General features: G+C 40.1%; 19 protein-coding genes. 8 read left to right on the forward strand and 11 right to left on the reverse strand.

Annotated features, from left to right (window positions below; translation table 11 throughout):
* Positions 1-14 precede the first annotated feature (14 nt).
* Entirely contained in the window at positions 15-947 is a 933-nt protein-coding gene (locus MKL51_RS09625) for a family 2A encapsulin nanocompartment shell protein (RefSeq protein ID WP_017481581.1), read from the forward strand.
* Positions 922-2,883, forward strand: a complete 1,962-nt coding sequence (locus MKL51_RS09630; protein WP_017481580.1) for a family 2A encapsulin nanocompartment cargo protein cysteine desulfurase — start codon at positions 922-924, stop codon at positions 2,881-2,883. The genes MKL51_RS09625 and MKL51_RS09630 overlap by 26 nt, the downstream gene beginning before the upstream one ends.
* A gap of 460 nt (positions 2,884-3,343) precedes the next feature.
* Here MKL51_RS09630 and MKL51_RS09635 read toward each other — a convergent pair whose 3' ends face one another.
* Positions 3,344-3,982, reverse strand: a complete 639-nt coding sequence (locus tag MKL51_RS09635; RefSeq protein WP_017481579.1) for a LysE family translocator — start codon at positions 3,980-3,982, stop codon at positions 3,344-3,346.
* A 90-nt stretch (positions 3,983-4,072) separates the two neighbouring features.
* Here MKL51_RS09635 and MKL51_RS09640 point away from each other — a divergent pair, with 90 nt between their 5' ends.
* Entirely contained in the window at positions 4,073-5,008 is a 936-nt protein-coding gene (locus tag MKL51_RS09640) for a LysR family transcriptional regulator (RefSeq protein WP_017481578.1), read from the forward strand.
* Between the two features lie 247 nt (positions 5,009-5,255).
* Here the strand turns inward: MKL51_RS09640 and MKL51_RS09650 are convergent, their stop codons facing one another.
* The 5 genes from MKL51_RS09650 to MKL51_RS09670 form a co-directional block, all read right to left on the reverse strand.
* Positions 5,256-6,122 (reverse strand): cysteine ABC transporter substrate-binding protein, encoded by an 867-nt coding sequence (locus MKL51_RS09650; RefSeq protein WP_017481577.1) that lies wholly within the window; start codon positions 6,120-6,122, stop codon positions 5,256-5,258.
* Positions 6,123-6,204: 82 nt separating this feature from the next.
* Positions 6,205-7,065, reverse strand: coding sequence for a transporter substrate-binding domain-containing protein (locus MKL51_RS09655; RefSeq protein WP_000476790.1), 861 nt, complete (start codon positions 7,063-7,065; stop codon positions 6,205-6,207).
* Between the two features lie 30 nt (positions 7,066-7,095).
* Entirely contained in the window at positions 7,096-7,827 is a 732-nt protein-coding gene (locus MKL51_RS09660; RefSeq protein WP_001130360.1) for an amino acid ABC transporter ATP-binding protein, read from the reverse strand.
* A 2-nt stretch (positions 7,828-7,829) separates the two neighbouring features.
* The gene (locus MKL51_RS09665; RefSeq protein ID WP_000418066.1) at positions 7,830-8,495 is read right to left on the reverse strand and encodes an amino acid ABC transporter permease; all 666 of its coding nucleotides are present in this window, start codon (positions 8,493-8,495) and stop codon (positions 7,830-7,832) included.
* Positions 8,485-9,144, reverse strand: coding sequence for an amino acid ABC transporter permease (locus tag MKL51_RS09670; RefSeq protein ID WP_017481576.1), 660 nt, complete (start codon positions 9,142-9,144; stop codon positions 8,485-8,487). Before MKL51_RS09670 ends, MKL51_RS09665 begins: the two co-directional genes overlap by 11 nt.
* A 63-nt stretch (positions 9,145-9,207) precedes the next feature.
* Between MKL51_RS09670 and MKL51_RS09675 the strand changes: the two genes are divergently transcribed.
* On the forward strand, positions 9,208-9,321 hold the full coding sequence (locus MKL51_RS09675) for a hypothetical protein (protein ID WP_078225548.1): 114 nt from the start codon (positions 9,208-9,210) through the stop codon (positions 9,319-9,321).
* 106 nt (positions 9,322-9,427) lie between these two features.
* Here the strand turns inward: MKL51_RS09675 and MKL51_RS09680 are convergent, their stop codons facing one another.
* Positions 9,428-9,712: a GNAT family N-acetyltransferase gene (locus tag MKL51_RS09680; RefSeq protein WP_001025680.1), complete on the reverse strand. Its 285-nt coding sequence runs from the start codon at positions 9,710-9,712 to the stop codon at positions 9,428-9,430.
* Positions 9,713-9,975: 263 nt separating this feature from the next.
* Here MKL51_RS09680 and MKL51_RS09685 point away from each other — a divergent pair, with 263 nt between their 5' ends.
* A complete protein-coding gene (locus tag MKL51_RS09685; RefSeq protein WP_017481575.1) occupies positions 9,976-11,181 on the forward strand; it encodes an MFS transporter in 1,206 nt (401 codons plus the stop codon).
* Here the strand turns inward: MKL51_RS09685 and MKL51_RS09690 are convergent.
* On the reverse strand, positions 11,159-12,049 hold the full coding sequence (locus tag MKL51_RS09690) for a LysR family transcriptional regulator (RefSeq protein WP_017481574.1): 891 nt from the start codon (positions 12,047-12,049) through the stop codon (positions 11,159-11,161). The genes MKL51_RS09685 and MKL51_RS09690 overlap by 23 nt on opposite strands.
* Positions 12,050-12,334: 285 nt before the next feature.
* Between MKL51_RS09690 and MKL51_RS09695 the strand changes: the two genes are divergently transcribed.
* Positions 12,335-12,811, forward strand: a complete 477-nt coding sequence (locus MKL51_RS09695; RefSeq protein ID WP_025468445.1) for a cyclophilin-like fold protein — start codon at positions 12,335-12,337, stop codon at positions 12,809-12,811.
* Between the two features lie 45 nt (positions 12,812-12,856).
* On the forward strand, positions 12,857-13,927 hold the full coding sequence (locus MKL51_RS09700) for an alpha/beta hydrolase (RefSeq protein ID WP_017481572.1): 1,071 nt from the start codon (positions 12,857-12,859) through the stop codon (positions 13,925-13,927).
* A gap of 45 nt (positions 13,928-13,972) precedes the next feature.
* On the opposite strand, the gene MKL51_RS09705 is transcribed toward MKL51_RS09700, so the two are convergent.
* Together MKL51_RS09705 and MKL51_RS09710 are read right to left on the reverse strand one after the other, a co-directional pair.
* On the reverse strand, positions 13,973-14,932 hold the full coding sequence (locus MKL51_RS09705) for a response regulator transcription factor (protein ID WP_017481571.1): 960 nt from the start codon (positions 14,930-14,932) through the stop codon (positions 13,973-13,975).
* The gene (locus MKL51_RS09710) at positions 14,929-18,393 is read right to left on the reverse strand and encodes a hybrid sensor histidine kinase/response regulator (RefSeq protein WP_017481570.1); all 3,465 of its coding nucleotides are present in this window, start codon (positions 18,391-18,393) and stop codon (positions 14,929-14,931) included. Before MKL51_RS09710 ends, MKL51_RS09705 begins: the two co-directional genes overlap by 4 nt.
* Before the next feature lie 194 nt (positions 18,394-18,587).
* Between MKL51_RS09710 and MKL51_RS09715 the strand changes: the two genes are divergently transcribed.
* On the forward strand, positions 18,588-20,204 hold the full coding sequence (locus MKL51_RS09715) for a purine-cytosine permease family protein (RefSeq protein ID WP_057086226.1): 1,617 nt from the start codon (positions 18,588-18,590) through the stop codon (positions 20,202-20,204).
* A gap of 58 nt (positions 20,205-20,262) precedes the next feature.
* Here the strand turns inward: MKL51_RS09715 and MKL51_RS09720 are convergent, their stop codons facing one another.
* Positions 20,263-20,718, reverse strand: a complete 456-nt coding sequence (locus MKL51_RS09720) for an Lrp/AsnC family transcriptional regulator (protein WP_000376211.1) — start codon at positions 20,716-20,718, stop codon at positions 20,263-20,265.
* Between the last annotated feature and the right edge of the window lie 137 nt (positions 20,719-20,855).

Below are 20,855 nucleotides of genomic sequence, written 5' to 3' on the forward strand. Positions count from 1 at the left end.
AGGAAAAATGATTCATGGCGAAAAATACTGACAAAGCCCAACTTGCGCTGGGGGACCACGCAGCCCGTCAACTGGCCAATGCAACCAAAACTGCTCCCCAACTTTCTACAATTACTCCCAGATGGCTGACTCACTTACTTCAATGGCTTCCTGTTGAAGCAGGTATCTACCGCTTAAACCGTGTAAATAATACCGATGATATTCAAGTCGCTTGCACACAACGTGATGAAGCAACTTTACCTCAAACTTTTGTTGATTATGACCCAGAACCACGTGAATACTTTTTAAATGGTGTATCTACTGTTTTAGATGTACATACACGTGTTGCTGACCTTTACAGCAGCCCACACGACCAAATTAAAGAACAGCTCCGTTTAACGATTGAAACCATTAAAGAACGTCAAGAAAGTGAGCTTATCAATAACCCTGAATACGGTTTACTGGCAAGTGTGACAGATGAACAACGTATTTCGACTTTAAATGGCCCACCTACTCCAGATGATCTTGATGATTTGCTACGTAAAGTCTGGAAAGAACCGGGATTTTTCCTAGCGCATCCTGATGCAATTGCAGCATTTGGACGTGAATGTACACGCCGTGGTGTACCGCCTCCAACAGTTAGTCTGTTCGGTTCGCAATTCATTACATGGCGCGGTATTCCACTCATTCCATCAAATAAAATTCCTGTAGAAGATGGCAAAACTAAAATCTTGCTGCTTCGTGTAGGTGAAAAGCGTCAAGGGATTGTTGGTTTGTTCCAACCGGGTCTTGCTGGTGAACAGTCACCAGGGCTTTCAGTACGCTTTATGGGAATCAACCGTAACGCGATTGCGTCGTATCTAATCTCGTTATATTGCTCACTTGCAGTACTCACTGATGATGCGTTGGCAGTATTAGATGATGTGGAGGTGGACAAATATCATGACTACCCAGTTAACTACAAGTAATCTGCAAGGTAGTCCAACGGGGCCTGAAGTGACTGGTGTTAACCCACCAGCCAATTTCCCTGATGAGTCCACCATTGCTCGTCTTGCTAATGAGTTTTTTTCAGCATTACCAAGCTCAAGCAGTTCAGCTTCTCCATCGGGCCTTAACTTGGACTTACCTATCGGAGCGCCACCTCATCCACCACAACCGGGTGAACCATTTTCTGCACTCAGTGGTCGTGCACCCAATATCGCCTTTCAGAAAAGTCTTCATCCGGAATATCCTGAGCATATTCCAAATTTGCCAGACTACCCTGAACGCCGAATTGTAGCGTCTGCGCCTGTGGTTGGTGGAGCTAATTTGCCACGCCCACCATTTGAACCACATTTACCACAAGCTGCTCATAGTGAACCCAATGTGCCACGCATTGAACCAAACTTACCCACTGGTGCAGGTGAATCACCTTATTATTTTTTAAATGATTTTTCTGCTCCCAATACAGCAGAACCGTCTGTTAAAGGTGTTGAAGATAATTATTCGGTTGCACAGTCTTTTCAATTGCCACATGGTGACCAGCTGAAATCATTGCTGACGGAAGATCGTTTTGCAACGAACACGTCTCCCCAAAGTTCGGCAAGCTCTGGATTTTATTTTTTAGACTTGCCTCAAAGTGGACAAAGTTATAGTCACTATCAACCATCGCAACCCACTTTTGTAGCAAGTAGTGCTCAACCACTCGATGTACATGCTATACGTCGCGACTTCCCAATTTTACAGGAACGCGTCAATGGCCGACCTCTGGTCTGGTTGGATAATGCTGCCACTACACAAAAACCGCAGCGCGTGATTGACCGGATTGCTTATTTTTATCAACATGAAAACTCAAATATTCACCGTGCTGCACATGAGTTAGCAGCTCGTGCAACCGATGCCTATGAGCATGCAAGAAATGTAGTTGCCCGATTTATTGGTGCACCCTCTTCTAAAGAAATTATCTTTGTTCGAGGAACAACCGAAGGCATTAACTTGATTGCAAAAACATGGGGTGAGCAAAATATTGGCGAAGGTGATGAAATTATCGTTTCTCACTTAGAACACCATGCCAATATTGTGCCTTGGTATCAACTCACTAAAAAAACTGGAGCGAAATTACGAGTCATTCCTGTGGATGACACGGGCCAGATTATTTTAGAAGAGTTGCCAAAACTGATTAATGAACGCACTAAACTGCTGTCGATTACTCAAGTTTCGAATGCTTTGGGTACAGTCACACCTGTTGCTGAAGTCATTAAAATTGCCCATGCCAAAGGTGTACGTGTTTTAGTTGACGGTGCGCAATCTGTTTCGCACATCCCTACCGATGTACAAGCTCTTGATGCAGACTTTTTTGTGTTTTCTGGACATAAAGTGTTTGGGCCGACAGGCATTGGCGCGGTCTATGCAAAACCCGAGTTGCTAGAAAGCATGCCTGTTTGGGAAGGTGGCGGTAACATGATTCAGGATGTTACCTTCGAACAAGTAGTTTACCAACCTGCACCAAACAAGTTTGAAGCTGGAACTGGGAACATTGCCGATGCTGTCGGCTTAGGTGCTGCACTTGAATATGTTGAAAGTCTAGGTATTCATAACATTGCTCGCTATGAACATGATCTACTCGAATATGGTCAAAATGCGCTGAGTAGTGTGTCAGGTTTACGCCTGATCGGAACGGCACATCACAAAGCAAGTGTTATGTCCTTTACTTTACAAGGCTATTCAACTGAACAAGTCGGTAAAGCTTTAAATCAACATGGTATTGCCGTACGTTCTGGCCATCACTGTGCACAGCCAATTTTACGTCGTTTTGGTGTAGAACAGACCGTGCGTCCGTCTTTGGCTTTTTATAACACAACTGAAGAAATTGATTTATTGGTGTCAGTGTTACATCAACTGACACGTAATAGGCGAACGAGCTAAATTTATTTAAAAAAGACTGCTTTCGAGTGGTCTTTTTTATGGATTATTTATTAACTACTTGAGCTCAAAAGTTATATCTAGAAGTAACAAGTCAAAGCAGTTATCACGGCGGAGTTTTATTATTTAAAATTCGATTTCTAGGTTAGCCTTCGGCTCGAGCTAAGAGTTATTAATACTCTAGACAATTTAAAGTAATTATCACGGCGAAGTCTTACCGTTTTATCTCCAAAGAAAGTAGCTAATTCCATTACTTTTTTAAAAAAGTAACCAAAAACTTTCTCATCCACAGAACCTGTTCTCTGTTTTCATTTTTCAAAAAATATTGCAAATACATTATCTTTATAAATTATGGGCAGGCTGTGGATGAAATTTAGCACAAGCAAATACTGGTATGAACGCCGTAAAAACTATATACAATCTAAAATCGTACTTATGCACCCCCATTAAATACTCACTGCAATTAAACAAACAATCCCCAAATCAATCTCAATGCAATCCCAATTAATAAAACTCCCATTACCCGCTCAAAGTAAACCCCAAATTCCAGAAACCGTTTACGTACAATAGGCTGAGCAAACAGTAGACTCACTACCATAAACCAGATGGCATTGACCATACACATCCAGACCCCATAAAAAACCTGAACTTTCATTGGTGTAGCCGTACTTACAATCGTCGTAAAAATTGCTAGAAAAAAGATTGTGGCTTTTGGGTTTAACGCATTGGTAAGAAAACCCATCGTAAAAGCTTTAAACAAACTCGGCGTGTCACTGTCTGCTGAGCCATTAATCTCAATAGTGGTATTCGGTTGGCTACGTAAACACTGCCATCCTAAATATACTAAGTAAGCTGCCCCCGCTGTTCTGATCAGTGACATCAGCCATTCACTTTGTTGAATCAAAAAGCCAATACCAACAAGTGTATAAAACACATGGACTGAAATTCCGACACCAATACCAATTGCGGTCAGACATCCAATCAGGTAGCCATAACGTACACTTTGCCTTACCGTAATCACAAAATCTGGTCCCGGTAAAATCACCGCCATAAAGTGAATAAGAGCCAGCGTTAAAAACTCATGTCCATACAACTGCCACATAACAATTTAGTTCCTGAAAATCACTTAAAAGATTGTATTGCGATTTTTTAGACGCGATAATCCAATCAAAATCCAAATAACTTTTGCCTCATGAGCACAAATCAAAGTCTGGTTCTGTTAAATGAAATGGCGACCTTCGTTAAGGTGGTCGAGTCAGAAAGCTTTTCTGAAACTGCACGCCAGCTAGGTACAACACCTTCTGCTGTGAGCCGCGCGATTGCCCGTTTAGAACGTGCTTTAGGTACCCGCTTACTCTATCGGACTACACGGAAACTTCGTTTAAGTGAAAGTGGACAACAGGTCTATCAACGTTGTTTAGATATGGTAAATGCGGCACAAGCAGTCATGGAAAGTTCGGGTCAATTTCATGTCGAGCCAGAAGGTATTATTCGTATGAGTGTTCCCAAAGCTGTGGGACATTTTATGATTCATCCGCATTTACCCGAGTTTTTAGAACGCTACCCTAAAATTGATATACAAATGCTTTTAGAAGATCGCTATGTAGATCTCATTGATGATGGAGTCGATTTAGCACTTCGAATTACAGAGCAACCACCCGGTGGCCTTATGGGTCGAAAACTCATTGATATTGATCACTTGGTTTGTGCTACGCCTGAGTATTTGGCCAAGCATGGCATACCGAACCACCCTCATGATTTAAAGCAGCATGAATGTATTTACTTAGGTGAACAAGCCAGTGACTCAAAATGGAAATTTCAACAAGGAAATAAATCGATAAGTGTTGCCGTGCGTGGTCGTTATGCTGCAAATCATACGGGTGTGCGTTTGAGTGCTGCATTACAGCATTTAGGTATTGCGAGCTTGCCGTACTTCGTTGCACGCCATGCTCTACAACAAGGTACCTTAGTTCAGGTTTTACCAGATTGGTATTTTAAAACTTATTATAGTGGCGGGCTGTGGTTACTTTACCCACCGACACGGCATGTCCCGCCTAAATTAAGTGTGTTAATTCAATATTTGGCAGATAAATTAGCAGCAGAGCCGACTTTATTTAAGTTAAAGTAATACAAAGTCAAGGAATTAGCACGATGGAATCCTACTTTTAAATCTCTAAAGTAAGCAGCTAATTCTGTTACTTTTTTTGAAAAAAGTAACCAAAAAAACTTTCTCATCTACAGAACCTGACCACTGTTTCCATCTATAAAAAATATTGCAAAAACATTATCTTTATAAATTATGGGCAGGCTGTAGATGAATCCTAGCTCAAGCAAATACTATCTAGAATCCTAGTCATTAAGGGCTATGAGTAAAACTACTCAACCAATAAATCTTTTGGATTAATCGTATCGCCATACACTGGTTTTAACGTTTTTTCATAAGCCTGATGAATCACGCCTTCTTTCGCCAGTTTCTCTAAATCTTGGTTCAACCAGTCCAATAACTCTTTATCGCCTTTTTTCACTGCTGGTGCAATTAAGTCCTGCTCCCCTAAATTGGTAATGCCAACGGTGTAATTTGGATTTTCTTTAGCCCAAGCTAAAACCAGCAAGTTATCATGTGCAAGCGCAGCACCACGACCATCTTTTAAAGCATCAAAAGTTTCAGTGTTTTGCTCATATTTTTGTAGCTTAATTTCAGGATGAGTCTTAGTGAAGAATGAATCAGCCGTCGTCCCTTTGTTTACCAATAAAGTTTTATCTTTAAGTTGAGCCACATCGGTAATCGGATGACTTTTAGGAGAAACCACGCCTAGCGCCACTTTTAGGTAAGGCTTAGCAAAATCGACCACTTCTTTGCGTTCTGGTGTAACAGTAAAGTTTGCAAAAATAATATCCACTTTATTGGCTTTTAAGTATTCGACACGGTTAGCCGCTTCAGTTAAAACAAACTCGACTTTGTTTTCATCACCGAGCAGATCTTTAGCGACATGCTTGGCAATTTCTACATCAAAACCCTGATTTTTACCTTGAGCATCTAAATATCCAAACGGCGGTTTATCACTAAATACGCCAATTCGTACCACGCCATTCTTTTTGATCTGTTCAATACTTGACGTAGTTTGTGTGGTATCTGCCGTTTTTTCAGTAGACTGAGTTCCTTTGTCACATGCAACTAAACCTAAACTCAGTAAAGACGCAGCTAAAATATGCTTCACGTTTTGAAATGTTAATATTGTCATTATTTCACCCTATCGTTCTTGTAAAAGTCTTATTTAAAATCGCAGTGCCTACTTTTAGGCACTGCCTCAGCGATATAGAAAATTATTGGCCTACATCTAAAAACACATTCGGATTGACTGAGTCACCGTAAATTGGTTTCAAGGTTTCATCATAAATTTTCTTAATTTCACCACTTGTTCTGAGCTGCTTAATTTCAGTATTGAGCCAATTCAACAATTGGGTATTACCCTTTTTAACTGCTGGTGCAATAAATTCTTGATCACCAATAGACTGAATACCTGCCACATAACTTGGGTTCTTCGCGGCCCATGCCAAAGCATAGGTACTATCTTGTGAAATCGCGTCACCACGACCATCAGTTAAGGCTTTAAAGGCATCCGAATTTCTTTCAAACTTAAGTAAATTTACTTTCGGATAATGCTTGGTAAAGTAGGTATCCGAACTTGTGCCTTTATTGACAATTAAGGTTTTACCTTCTAATTGGGCAATGTCAGTGATCGGTTTGGCTTTAGGAGATACAATGCCAAAAGCACCTTTTAAATAAGGCTCGGCAAAATCGACAACCTCTTTGCGTTCAGGAGTTACCGTAAATGTCGCGAATACAACATCAGCTCGATTTGATTTTAAAAACTCCACCCGATTTGAAGCTTCAGTCACAATAAACTCAACTTTCTTTTCATCACCAAGCAAATCTTTAGTCACCCGTTTTGCTAAAGCCACATCAAAGCCCTGATTATTCCCCGCACTATCTACATAACCAAACGGCGGATCATCGGCAAAAACGGCAACGCGTAGAACCCCATTTTTTTTGACTTGTTCTAGAGAATGGTCTTCTTGAGCATTACTTGCCTGTTCAGTTGATGGCGTTTTACTACATGCAGTTAATAAAACCCCAGCAACGGCAAGACTGCTTAATATTTTTATTGAATTACGTTTAAACATTCACTTCCTCATGATTCAAATAATAAAAATTTAGTACGACAAAATATTTAGAAAGGCTTTCGCTCGTTCTGTTTTCGGCTGTTCAAAAAATTCTTCTGGTGAAGCCTGTTCAATAATCTTGCCCTTATCCATAAAAATAATGCGGTCAGCAACCTTGCGGGCAAAGGACATCTCATGTGTCACAATCAACATGGTCATTCCTTCATTCGCCAATTTAAGGACTACATCAAGCACTTCCCTAACCATTTCTGGGTCAAGCGCAGCAGTGATTTCATCAAGCAAGATGACTTTAGGTTGCATGACCAGTGAACGAACAATAGCGATACGTTGTTTTTGTCCACCAGAAAGTTGTCGTGGATAATCGAGTTTTCGCTCAAACAATCCCACTCGCTTTAACAACTCATCTGCTACTTGTTCTGCTTCATCACGGTGGCGTTTTTGTACTTTAAGTGGCCCCAGCAAAATGTTGTCAATGACGTTCATGTGCCCAAATAGCTCATAGTTTTGAAAAACCATGCCAATTTTTTGACGAGCATTAGTCCAGTCCACATCTTTGCCCAAAACACCTGAGCCAGTTAAACGAATTTCGCCACCCTGAATTGGTTCTAAGCCGTTAATACAGCGCAATAAGGTACTTTTACCGCAGCCCGATGGACCTAAAATAACAACCACCTCTCCTTGTTCTACATCCAGATCAATGCCCTGTAAAATATGACTTTGTGCAAATGATTTCTGTAATTGTTGTATCGATAACAAAGGCATAATTACTCCCAGACCTTTTCTAAATGTGCCGCCAAACGAGATAAGGGATAGCAAATCAGAAAATACAAAATAAAAATAAAGCCATAAATCCAAAGAGAAGCGCTCGGCACGGTCAACAGCGAATTTTCAATAATTTGCTGACCCACTTTAATCACCTCAACCACACCAATCAGCACTGCCAAAGAGCTGGTTTTCACCATTCGGGTAAATAAGTTAATCGCGCCTGGCGTTACTCGTTTTAAACTTTGCGGAAAAATGACGTAGATCAAAGCTTGAACATGAGTTAGTCCGAGCGCATAGGCCGAATCGCGTTGATGCTGATCAATCGAGGTAATGGCTGCACGAACCAAATCGCCCATTTCTGCGGTGCCCCATAAAACAAATACAACGACGCACACCCACATTGCGGAAAACTGCCAGTTAAACCATGTCGCAAAGCCGAAATAAAACACAAATAGCAAAACTAAAATCGGAATGATTCTGATGGCTTCTAAGTACAGGCGGCACAATGCTTTAACGACTATGTTTTTAGACGTCATAATGACGCCGAAAACTGTGCCGAAAATTGCAGAGAAAAACACTGAAATAAATGCAATTTTTGCAGTTGCCCAAAGTCCCCACATTAAACGTTCGAGGTGACTCGCTTGAAATAGATAATCAAGTTCCATGGCTCACCTTCCGACTTCTGTGCTCCAGATAACTGGTTAAAATAGACACGGGCAATAAAATAATCAGATAAGCCATGATGAGTAAGAACAAAGCTTCGGTGGTTTTATAGTCGATGCCAATTAAGTCTTTGGTGACAAAAAGCAATTCAACGACAGCAATTGCACTGACCACAGAACTTTCTTTAATTAGAAATAGACAATTTGCCCCTATTGCCGGAATTGAAATAGCCAGTGCTTGAGGGAAAATAACATATCTAAAAATTTGAATCGGTTGTAGACCAATACTTTTTGCAGAGTCAATCTGCCCTTTTGCAACGGACTGCAAACCTGCTCGGAAAGCTTCAGCCATATAGCTTCCGCCTAAAAAGGTTAGTCCGATCACACCACAGGCAAAACCATCAATTTTGATACCCAGCTTTGGCAAACCGTAATACAAAAAGAATAGTTGAATTAATAAAGGGGTATTTCGAGATAACTCAATATAGAACTGGGCAATTCTATTTAGCACCCGCACGCGATATGTGATTAAAATACTGCAAATTAGCCCTACAATAATTGCCAAAATAATGCTGATAATTGAAATTTTCAGCGTGGTCAAAGTTGCAGAGAAAAATTGCGGCAACACACTATGGATATACTGCCAGTTCAAGGAAAATTCCAAAAATAATATTAAAACGTTATAAATATTTAGCTTTCATCAGCTATTAAATATTTGTGCAACGAGTTTATTTTTTTCCCAATTGGTCTAAAACTATTTTTATTAGATAAGCTTTTCTATAAGTTTGATAAATTCGATCTGGCAATCGAAAACCTTCGAATCAGTTGAATACAAGCGCTCAAAACATATTCACTTAAACAAACATCAATAATAAAGCCAATAAAAAATCGGACACCAACGCCCGATTTTTCTTAAATAATTTTTAATCTATTGCTTACTTTCTAAGTACATCGCCAATGCTTGGGTCTTTATCAAAAACCGATTTAGCATATGGGCAAAGAGGAATTACTTTTACGTCTTTTTCACGAACAAAAGCCACCAAGGCATCAAGTAATTGGCGCCCTACGCCTTGTCCACGATAATTTTCATTCACATCTGTGGCATCAATAATTAGCATGCTTTCGCCTGCCCATGTATAAGTCATTTCGCCTGCAACGGTTTCACCATCAAGTAAGCTAAAGCTGCCGTGTTTTGTATCATCTTTTTGTTGAATATTCACAATGAATTCCTCGTATTACGACTCATATTTATTTAGAAATGACTTTGTATAATCTTTATCTATAAGAACAAATCTAAGTGTAAAAAAATAGCCTGTTTTTAGCAGCGAGTCTGTATGCTTTTTAAATACAATTCATGCATAAAACTCATAATTCTATTCGTAATTCAGTGTCTAATCCTCTCAAATCGTTACTGTTAAGCTCTGCGACCAGATTTTATTCATTTCATTTATGAAAATTCAATGGTTTTGAGATTGGAACTTTTATGTCTTCTTTTCATCAAATTGAGCAAAGCACATATGAACATTCAACACCTGCCTGGGGTGGCGTCTTTGTAATGTCGCTCTGCTGCGCAGTATTAATTGCATCTGAGTTCATGCCCGTAAGTTTACTCACCCCCATCTCTTCAGATTTAAATATGAGTGAAGGTCAAGTGGGTCAAGCAATCGCAATTTCTGGTATTTTTGCTGTGATGACCAGCCTGTCTATTAGTCGTGTATTTAAGGCATGGGACCGACGTCATATCATTTTATTACTCACCCTACTGATGATTGCCTCGGGCATAATCATTACATTTGCCCATTCTGCGGCTTTGTTTATGTTGGGCCGTGCAATCTTAGGCGTAGTGATTGGTGGTTTTTGGGCAATGTCGACATCAATTGTTATGCGACTCGTTCCTCCGCTTTCAGTACCTAAAGCACTCGGTTTATTAAATGGCGGAAATGCTCTAGCCACCACAATTGCAGCACCATTAGGAAGTTTTTTGGGTTCAATTATTGGCTGGCGTGGTGCTTTTTTCTGTATTGTCCCCATCGCGATTGTTGCACTTATTTGGCAATTTAAAAGTATGCCTTCTCTTCCTGCAATATTGTCGGCCGAGAAATCTAAAAATCCATTTGGTTTACTAAAACGCCCAATTGTACTTTATGGGATGACCGGAATTTTATTACTCTTTATGGGTCAATTTGCGCTATTTACCTATCTACGCCCATTTCTAGAAACCGTTACTCATGTCGATGCGACAATGCTATCCATTTTATTATTAATATTGGGTTTAGCAGGTTTAGTGGGTACATTTGTAATTAGTTTAATCCTCCACCAACATGTTTATCGTTATCTGATTCTTATTCCATTCATCATGGCAGTGATTGCTGGAGCTTTTGTATTTGGTGGTGAGCATTTATGGTTTGTTGCTATATTGATGGGTTTATGGGGCTTTATTGGAACGTCGGCACCTGTTGCATGGAATACATGGCTTGCCCAAACACTACATCAAGATGCCGAAATTGGTGGTGGTTTGATGGTTGCGATTATTCAATTTGCAATTACCCTAGGTGCAACTATAGGTGGATTATTATATGACTCACATGGCTATAGCGCCACGTTCTATATGAGCGCAACTATTTTGCTATTAGGCGCGATGACTGCTTATATTACATGGCGGAATGCTACTCACGTAGCACATCAATAACCAACCGTAATGCAGGTGAAAGCTGTCTGCGATGTGGATAGTATAAATGGTATCCGGGAAACTGGATACTGTACTCTGCTAAAACTTGAATCAGCTTCCCTTCTTTTAGATCCCCTCGAATCAAATCTTCGGGAATATAAGCAAGTCCAAATCCTGCTCTAACCGCCTCGACGATATCGTAGCTTTCATTAAATATCCATTGCCCCTGAATTTTGATTTTTGTCTCTTGACCATCTTTCACAAATTCCCACGCATACACGCTGCCTTGGGTGGTTAAACGATAGCCAATACATTGATGATTGATTAAATCTTTAGGAGTATTAGGAATTCCATATTGTTCAAAATATGCTGGTGTTGCTATTACCGCCATTTTGACATCTGGACTAATACGTACTGCAATCATGCCATCAGCTACGCGGCTTCCGAAACGAACGCCTGCATCAAAGCGCTCTGCCACAATATCGACCATCCCACTATTGGCAGTTAGTTCAACTTGCACATCTGGGTAATCACCCGCAATCTTTTTAAGTTTTGTAATCAGCACTTCCCGTATCGCATGGCTACTAGCATTAATCCGAACCGTACCAGCGGGTTGGTCTCGAAATGAAGTTAAAAGGGATAATTCATTATCGATTTGGTCAAAACTAGCACTAATCGTTTGTTTCAACCTTTCGCCTGCTGCTGTAGGTGAAACACTACGTGTAGTTCTGGTCAGGAGTAACATTCCCAAACGTTCTTCTAAACCCCGAATCGTATGGCTTAGCGCAGATTGTGAAATTCCCATTTTCCCTGCGGCTTTAGTAAAACTACCCTCTCTTGCCACCATTAAAAAAGCATAAAGATCATTATAGTTTTCTTTATTTATCATCTGCTTTATCTCTTATTGGGGAGTCAACCTCATTATAAAGGATAAAACTATTCATGAATATTACTCATAAGTCCATGTTTGTTTTTTAGACTAATTATTAAAAAGAAGATTCGTTAAAATCCATCTCAAGCAGTAAATATGAAGATTTAAATAAACTGAGGCGATTATTATGAGTCATTTTATTATTGTAAAAAATTAATAAATTCCACTCATATCTTTACGTTAAAGAATAAATAGCTTCATTGCATTTATGTGCTTTTTCTTAAAGAAGCGAGGTGAGTTGATATGGCTAGTTATAAGTTTTTTAAAGGCTTAGTCAGCCTATGTGTTTTGTTCTCAGTGACCTCCGCTTCTTATGCAATAAAGCCTCAAAGTAAAAATCAACAAAGGGGATCGATGATGAAAATCCGTATTGATATAGATGGAGCACAGCAACCGCTATTTGCCACATTAGCCATGTCACCTACTGTTGAAGATTTTGCTAAACAGCTTCCTTTGACATTAATCCTTAAAGATTATGACTCTACTGAAAAAATAGCTGATCTACCCACCAAGCTAACTACACAAAACGCGCCTCATGGATATGCCGGAAAAGCAGGTGATCTTACCTATTATGCTCCTTGGGGTAATCTAGCTTTTTTCTATAAAGATTCTCATGTTGGTTATGCCAATGGCCTCATTTTTCTTGGAAAACTAGATGCTATTCCCCAAGCATTCAAGCAAAAACAACCCATCAAAATTTCAATTTCACAAATCAAATAAGCATGCACCTACTCACCCATTCACATTGTTTAAATTGAGGTATTTATGAGTACATCTCCCTTATTTAAAAAGCTTAAAACCCATACGGCGGCTGCAATTTGTGCAGCAACTATTGGTCTATTTTCTTCAACTTCAGCTATGGCGGCCGATATGTCTAATGGTGCGAATAACTTTTATCAAAGTCAGCAAGTGACTATTCAAAAAGTTACTTTTAAAAATCAATACAACATGAACGTGGTTGGGAACCTAGTGATTCCTAAAAACTTCAATAAAAATAGTAAAAGTCCTGCGATTATTGTAGGTCACCCTATGGGTGCTGTGAAAGAACAGAGCTCTATGCTTTACGCACAAAAACTGGCTGAACAAGGTTTTGTGACCTTAGCAATTGATCAATCATTTTGGGGCGAAAGCGCGGGCCAACCAAGAAATGTGGTTGCACCAGACATTTATGCAGAAGCGTTTAGTGCCGCTGTAGATTATTTGGGAACACAATCTTTCATTGACCCTAATAATATTGGTGTATTAGGTATTTGTGGAAGTGGGAGTTTTGTCATTAGTGCAGCAAAAATTGACCCGCGTATGAAAGCGATAGCAACTGTCAGCATGTATGATATGGGCGCAGCAAACCGCAATGGCTTACGTCACTCACAAACCTTAGAGCAAAGAAAGCAAATTATTGCAGAAGCCGCTGCACAGCGTTATGTTGAGTTTAAAGGTGGTGAAACCAAATATACCAGCGGAACTACGCATGAGCTAACAGCAGATACACACCCTATTCAACGCGAATTTTACGACTTTTATCGTACTCCACGCGGAGAATATACGCCTAAAGGCTCATCGAGAGAGCTTACAACTCACCCAACGCTCACAAGTAATGTCAAATTTTTAAACTTCTATCCATTTAACGACATTGAAACGATTTCACCACGTCCGATGTTGTTTATTACAGGTGATCAGGCTCATTCAAAGGAGTTTAGTGAAGAAGCTTATAAACTCGCAGGCCAACCTAAAGAACTTTACTACGTTAAAGGTGCTGGACATGTCGATTTATATGATCGGGTCGATCTCATTCCATTTAATAAATTAACCAGTTTCTTTAAACAGAACTTGAAGTAAGAAAAATGATAGAGGCTCAACACGGGCCTCTATTTTTAAATGAACTCAATGAAACTCTTGCACCAGACTATTAATGTGCGCCACAGCAGCAGTTCGGTTTTCAACGCAAAGTTTTTCAAAAATATGCTCTAAATGTTTGTTTACGGTCCGTGGACTAAGCTCCAAAATTTCTGCAATATCCTTATTGGTTTTTCCTAACAACAACCAATGCATGACTTCTGCCTCACGTTGAGTCAACTGTGGGCAATATTTCAAAATATCAGCCATTTCTAAAGCTGGTGTAGAAGTCTTAATCTGTATCAAATAATTTTTTGCCACACTTGGTTCAGTTTCCCACGGCGTAAGCAATAAAAGCTGTAATTGCTGAGATGGCGTTGAATAAGAACAACTGGTTAATTTTTTGGGGTCTTTTTCATGCTCTAAGTCTGAAAACCAAGCTTTTAAACCTGCCTCAAAACCGTCTAATTCGGGTAAATATTGATTCAGTAAATCACTGGCTTTTTGAGTTTTCCAAACAATTTTACCGTGAACATCTAGCGCAAGAATGGCTGTTTCCGTTGCATCAATCACCTGTTTTTGTTGCTGCAATAGTTTGGCATGGGCCAAATGTGTTTTTACCCTTGCTAATACTTCTTCAATATTCAAAGGTTTGGTTACATAGTCCACTCCGCCGACCTGAAAACCACGCACTATATGCTCTGTCTCAGACAAGCCTGTCATAAAAATAACGGGAATAAACTGTGTAATTGGACTCGCTTTAAGCTGTATACAACTTTCAAAACCGTCTATATGTGGCATATTGCCATCGAGTAAAATCATATCTGGTAAGCATCGGTGTGCAATTTCTATTGCACTTAACCCATCGGTTGTGACAAGCACGCGATAACCAGCCTGATCCAGACTTTCATGTAACAAGCCTAAATTTTCCGGCACATCATCCACAATCAGAATAACAGCCTGCTCGTTTGGCGAAGCTTGCTGAAAAGAAACATGTTGCGTACTCATTGCTTATCCTGAATTAATCGTTGCGCGTGTTTTAAATCAAACTTTTGAATCGCCTGTTCAAGCTGTTCCCATAACTCGTTATGCTCCGGAAAATTTTGACGGCATTGCATTAAAGTCTGTTGAATTCCTCGAATATAACCCTGTCCAATTAAATCATTTAATTGCTGCAAGCTTTGCGGTAAATCGAGCAAATTATTATCTTCTGGTTGTTGGATTGATGTATGAACAGCAGCTTGCTCCTGCTTAAACACGTTTAAATCAAGCGCTTGAACTTCATTATTTTGAAGGTTTGCATCTGATTTGGAATCAATCCATACCAAGCCCAACTTATCTCCAATTTTACTCAGCAACAAATTAAGATCGATTGGTTTTAACATAAAGTCTTCACTTAAGACGGCATCTTGTGGATTGACTTCTCGTTCGCCTGCATTTGCTGAAATAATTAAGATCGGTACATTGGTAATATTATTCTGACGCAATAGTCGTGCTGTTTCCCATCCACCCATTAAAGGCATATTTAAATCCATCAAAATCAGATTAGGCTGAAAAATAGGTACACGTCTTAAACAGTCAATGCCCGACTCGGCTTCTTCAATCATAAATCCTAAAGGTTTGAGAAAATTAGCGACTAGGCCTCGATCCACCGCTTCATTATCGACAACCAAAATTCGTTTACGCTCACCTTGATAGCCTGTAATCTGGTTGGAATAAATATTAGAAATTGGATGAACTACTTCTTTTGAAGGTAAGTAAAACTTAATCTTAAATTGTGAACCCTGATTGAGCTGACTAGTCACAGATAGCTGTCCGCCGAGTAAATCGACCAACAATTTTACAATGGGTAATCCGAGTCCTGTTCCGGTAAATCCGCCTTGCACTACATTGCTACCCCGTTCAAACGGATTAAAGATTCGCTCTAAATCTGCCTCGGCAATACCACAACCCGTATCTCTAATTTCAAAGTAAGCCGTTTGAAAACGGTACTCGACTTTTAAAGTAATTGTGCCGCTTGTCGTAAACTTTAAAGCATTGCCCAACAAATTGATGAGCACTTGCTCTAAGCGTTTTTTGTCGGTACGGACATAGTGCGGTAGGTTATCTCCAATTTCATAAACAAACTGTAAATTCTTCTGTTCAAACTGTGGCTGAAACATTTGAATAATCTGTTCTATAAAATTTGGGAAATGAACATCCACCACATTTAAAGAAATTTTACCTGTTTCAATTCGTGCTAAATCTAGTAAACCATCAATCAGTGAAGTCAAATGCTGTCCACTACGGCTAATCACCCCGAGCGCCATTTTGCCTTGTTCTGAAAGCTGTTCTTGTTTTTGAAGCAATTGGCTATAGCCCAAAATACTATTTAGAGGTGTTCTTAGTTCGTGGCTAATACCAATGACATAACGACTTTTTGCATCATTTGCTCGCTCTGCTGAAATTCTGGCATCTTGCAGTTCTTTTGAAGTGACTTCATGGGCAGCAATTTCATCAATCAATAATGCTGTTTGCTGATGCGTTTCGATTTCAGCATTACGGCGGCTTTCATCGTTTAACACTAACCACCATGCAGCAACACTCATCAATAAAAATAAAATGGTGTAAATTTTGACAAACAGTGTAAATAACTGAGGAACGGCTGCGGCATTAATGGTTTCTAAATAGGTTTTTTCTTGGATATAAACCAGACTTAAACTCACTGCCAAAACGATCGACAGCCCTAAAGTCAGCAATAAATACAAACTGACCCTGCTATTTAAACGGCTAGCCCAACGTTCTGGTAAATAGTGCCAGATGGCTTTTTTGAGCTGTACTGACCAACGTGCATCGGGTTTACATAAATCGTGACAGCGTGCTTCAAGTGAACAGCATAGAGAGCAAATCGTACCATTATAGGCTGGGCAACCCGCCATATCGGCAAGCTCATAGTCCCGTTCACATACCACGCAGTTAGCAACCGAAGTCGCCTGAATTTTTTCAGGCTGGCGTGCAATGTAATATTTGCCTTTGGTTAAGTAAGCAATAATAGGAACACATAACACCGCACTCCCCAAAGCAATAAAACTCGCCAATCCTTTTGCCATGAGACCGAAAAAGCCCAAATAGCTCAGCATCGATAACACTGAAGCGATGAGTAACGCGCCTACACCTACGGGGTTGATGTCGTATAAATAAGCACGGCGAAATTCAATTCCCTTTGGGCTTAGACCTAAAGGCTTACAGATAATTAAATCGGCAACAACGGCACCAATCCATGCCAAAGCGATATTGCTATATAGCCCCAAAATGCGTTCAACCGCATGGCTAATTCCCATTTCCATCAAAACAATGGCAATAAACACGTTAAAAAGAAGCCAGACAATTCGCCCCGGATGGCTATGAGTTAAGCGTGCAAAAAAGTTGGACCATGCCAATGAGCCAGCGTAGGCATTGGTCATATTAATTTTAATTTGCGCCAAGCAAACCAGTGCTAGAGTCAATATTAAAGCAAGCTGAGGGTTTGGAATAAACTGTTGATAGGCGACCCAATACAAATATGTCGGATTGTCTAGTTCAGAGACAGGAATAAACAGCTGAAAAGCCAACACCATCAGCAGCATGCCCATCAAGACTTTTAGAAATCCAAAAATAATCCAAGATGGACCACCTAAAAAAACGGCAAAACGCCATGCGGTTCTGTTCTTTTCTTTTTGCGGTAAGAAGCGTAAATAGTCGGCCTGCTCCCCAATTTGGATCACAAATGAAAAAATAAGAGTGCACGCTGCACCAAAGTAATACAGGTTAAAGTCGGTTGAGTTTGAGACCGCACCAACAAAATGCAGACTATTACTTAAAATTTGTGGTTGTTTCCAAAGTACAAAAAACCACGGTAATAACAGCAATAAAAGCCAGATTGGCTGAGTGATTGCCTGAACTTTATTAATAAAACCAATGCCTTTGACTACTAAAGGCAAAATCACTAAGGCAGAAATTAAGTAACCGATAACTTGCGGAATGCCTAATGCAAGCTCAAGTGCCATTGCCATAATTGCGGCTTCAAACGCAAGCAAAATAAAGGTAAAGCTGGCATAAATCAGAGATGTAATGGTCGAGCCAATGTAGCCAAAACCTGCACCACGAGTAAGCAGATCGACGTCTACATTATATTTTGCGGCGTAGTAACTAATCGGCCAACTGGTTAAAAATATAATGGTACATACGACAATTGCTGCCCATAATGCATTGCTAAAGCCATACTGCCAAAGCATGGTCGCCCCAATGGCTTCCATAGCCAAAAAGCTAACGGTCGAGATTGCGGTATTGGTAACAGTCCAAGGTGACCATTTACGTACTGAGGTAGGTGCATAGCGGAGTGCATAATCTTCGATACTTTCATCTGCCACCCAAATATTATATTCACGGCGTGTTTTGATCACACGTTGTGGCGCTTGTTGGAGACGTGAAGAATCTGGCATAACACTCATGTTTGGCATGTGGCTGCATTAAACCCAGCAATCCTTATGCCAAAAGTCATTTATCGTGGCGATTTTTTCTAATACGCACATATACGCAAAATAACGTATTTTCAATTTTTCCCAAAAATCACACACTCAAAACCATCAAAAACAATGATCAATATTTGTGTTGATTGACCGAAAAGGATTGGGAGATTGATGTTATGAGTGTATCTGAACATCCAAATCTGGACACTGTGCAAGGTACAGATTCACAAAAAGCAGTGAATGAAACCTTAGAAGATTATACTTTACGTTATGCTCCACACAGCTTTCGGCGCTGGAGTCCCAAAGTTGTCGCTATTACTGCACTTGGTGGTATTGCCTATCTTGCTGACTTTTCTATTGGTGCCAGTATTGGTATGTCTTACGGAACAACCAATGCTATTTTCTCCATTTTATTTGCAGCGATTATTATCTTCTTAACTGGCATTCCTTTAGCCTACTACGCAGCGCGCTATAACATCGACCTTGACTTGATTACCCGCGGCGCAGGTTTTGGTTATATCGGCTCAGTCCTGACCAGTATCATTTTCGCCAGTTTCACGTTTATTTTCTTTGCCCTTGAAGGTTCAATCATGGCGCAAGGGTTACTACTCGGTTTAGGCATTCCGCTTTGGGCAGGTTACCTCATCTCAACAGTTATGGTCATACCGCTGGTGATTTACGGCATGAAAGCCTTAAGTAAATTACAAGTCTGGACTACCCCACTTTGGCTCGTTCTGATGATTGGTCCTGTGGCCTATCTAATTTATCAAGAACCTACCTTAGTTAGCCAATTTGCAACTTTTACAGGTAACGAAGGATTTGCAACCGTAGACATGGCTGCAATCATGCTGGGTGCTGGTATATGTTTATCACTCATCATGCAAATTGGTGAGCAAATTGATTACTTACGTTTCATGCCTGCTAAAACAAAAGAAAATAGCAAAGCATGGTGGGCTGCGGTTATTTCAGCGGGTCCGGGTTGGGTGATTTTAGGGGCAATTAAACAAATTATTGGGGCATTTTTAGGTTTCTATTTACTTACTAAAATACCGGGCGTAAACAGTACTGAACCTGTTCAACAGTTTAATGCGGCGTTTCATGACATGCTTCCGGGTTGGGCTGCTTTAACACTTGCAGTGATTTTGGTGGTTATTTCTCAAATTAAAATTAATGTGACCAATGCTTACTCTGGTTCCCTTGCATGGACAAGTGCCTACACACGTATAAGCAAACATTATCCGGGCCGTATTGTCTTTGTAATGGTGAACTTGGCAATTGCACTTGCTTTGATGGAAGGCAATATGTTTGCGGTACTGGGTAAAATCTTAGGATTCTATTCAAACTTTGCAATTGCATGGGTTGTAGTTGTTGCAACAGACATTTCAATCAACAAATATGTTTTAAAACTTTCACCTAAAGAGCCGGAATACCGCCGTGACATGCTATACAACGTAAACCCTGTCGGTATGGTTGCATTCCTTGTATCAGCAGGCTTATCGATTGCAGCATTCTTCGGCTTACTCGGTAGTTTCTTGGCACCTTACTCACCGCTTATCGCACTTGTGCTTGCTTTTGTATTAACACCCATCATGGGCTTACTAACCAAAGGAAAATACTACATCAAGTCACACGATGATGGTATTAAAGAACCACGTTATGATGCTGAAGGCACTCCTGTTGCTACCGTCTATCACTGCCGCGTATGTGAGCAAGGCTATGAGCGTCCAGATATTATGTTCTCTCACAAACATAACGGTACGATCTGTTCTTTGTGTAAAACACTCGATGCTTAAATATTCTTAAAACTAAAAAAAGAAGCTTTAAAGCTTCTTTTTTTATATCTGATGATCCTTAGCCAATCGGGAATAAACGTTCAGGTACTACATCTTTCATCACAATGGTTGAGATGAGTCGTTGCACACTTGGAATAGCAGATAATTTTTCATCGTACAAACGCTGAAAAGCGGGTAAATCTTTAGCCACCACATGTAGTAAATAATCTGGCTCACCAAACAAACGCTGTGCCTGAATAATTTGCGGGATGTCTATCACGGCATTTTCAAACTTCTCGACTGCCTGTTTATCGCCCTCTTTAAGCGTGATAAAAACAATCGCTGAAAATTCAAATCCCACTAAGTTTGGGTCGAGTTCTGCCCGATAACCTTTGATAGCTCCTGACTCTTCTAAAGCCTTCACTCGTCTATGACAAGGTGAAATGCTCAAACCGACTTTTTCTGCCAATTCAGTAATAGATAATCGGCCATTTAATTGCAATTCAGCAAGAATCTTTTTATCTGTGCGATCCATTTAGAAAAATTTACCCCAAATGAGCGTGATATGAGCAAACATTTAAAAGCACATTCTAAATACATGAGCATATTATTTTCAACAAGCTCGCATAAATAGGGATTTTTTCTAAACCACGAGCGAAACCTTTGGAAAAT

The organism is Acinetobacter sp. AOR18_HL (assembly GCF_027855145.1).
Taxonomy (GTDB): Bacteria; Pseudomonadota; Gammaproteobacteria; order Pseudomonadales; family Moraxellaceae; genus Acinetobacter; species Acinetobacter pittii.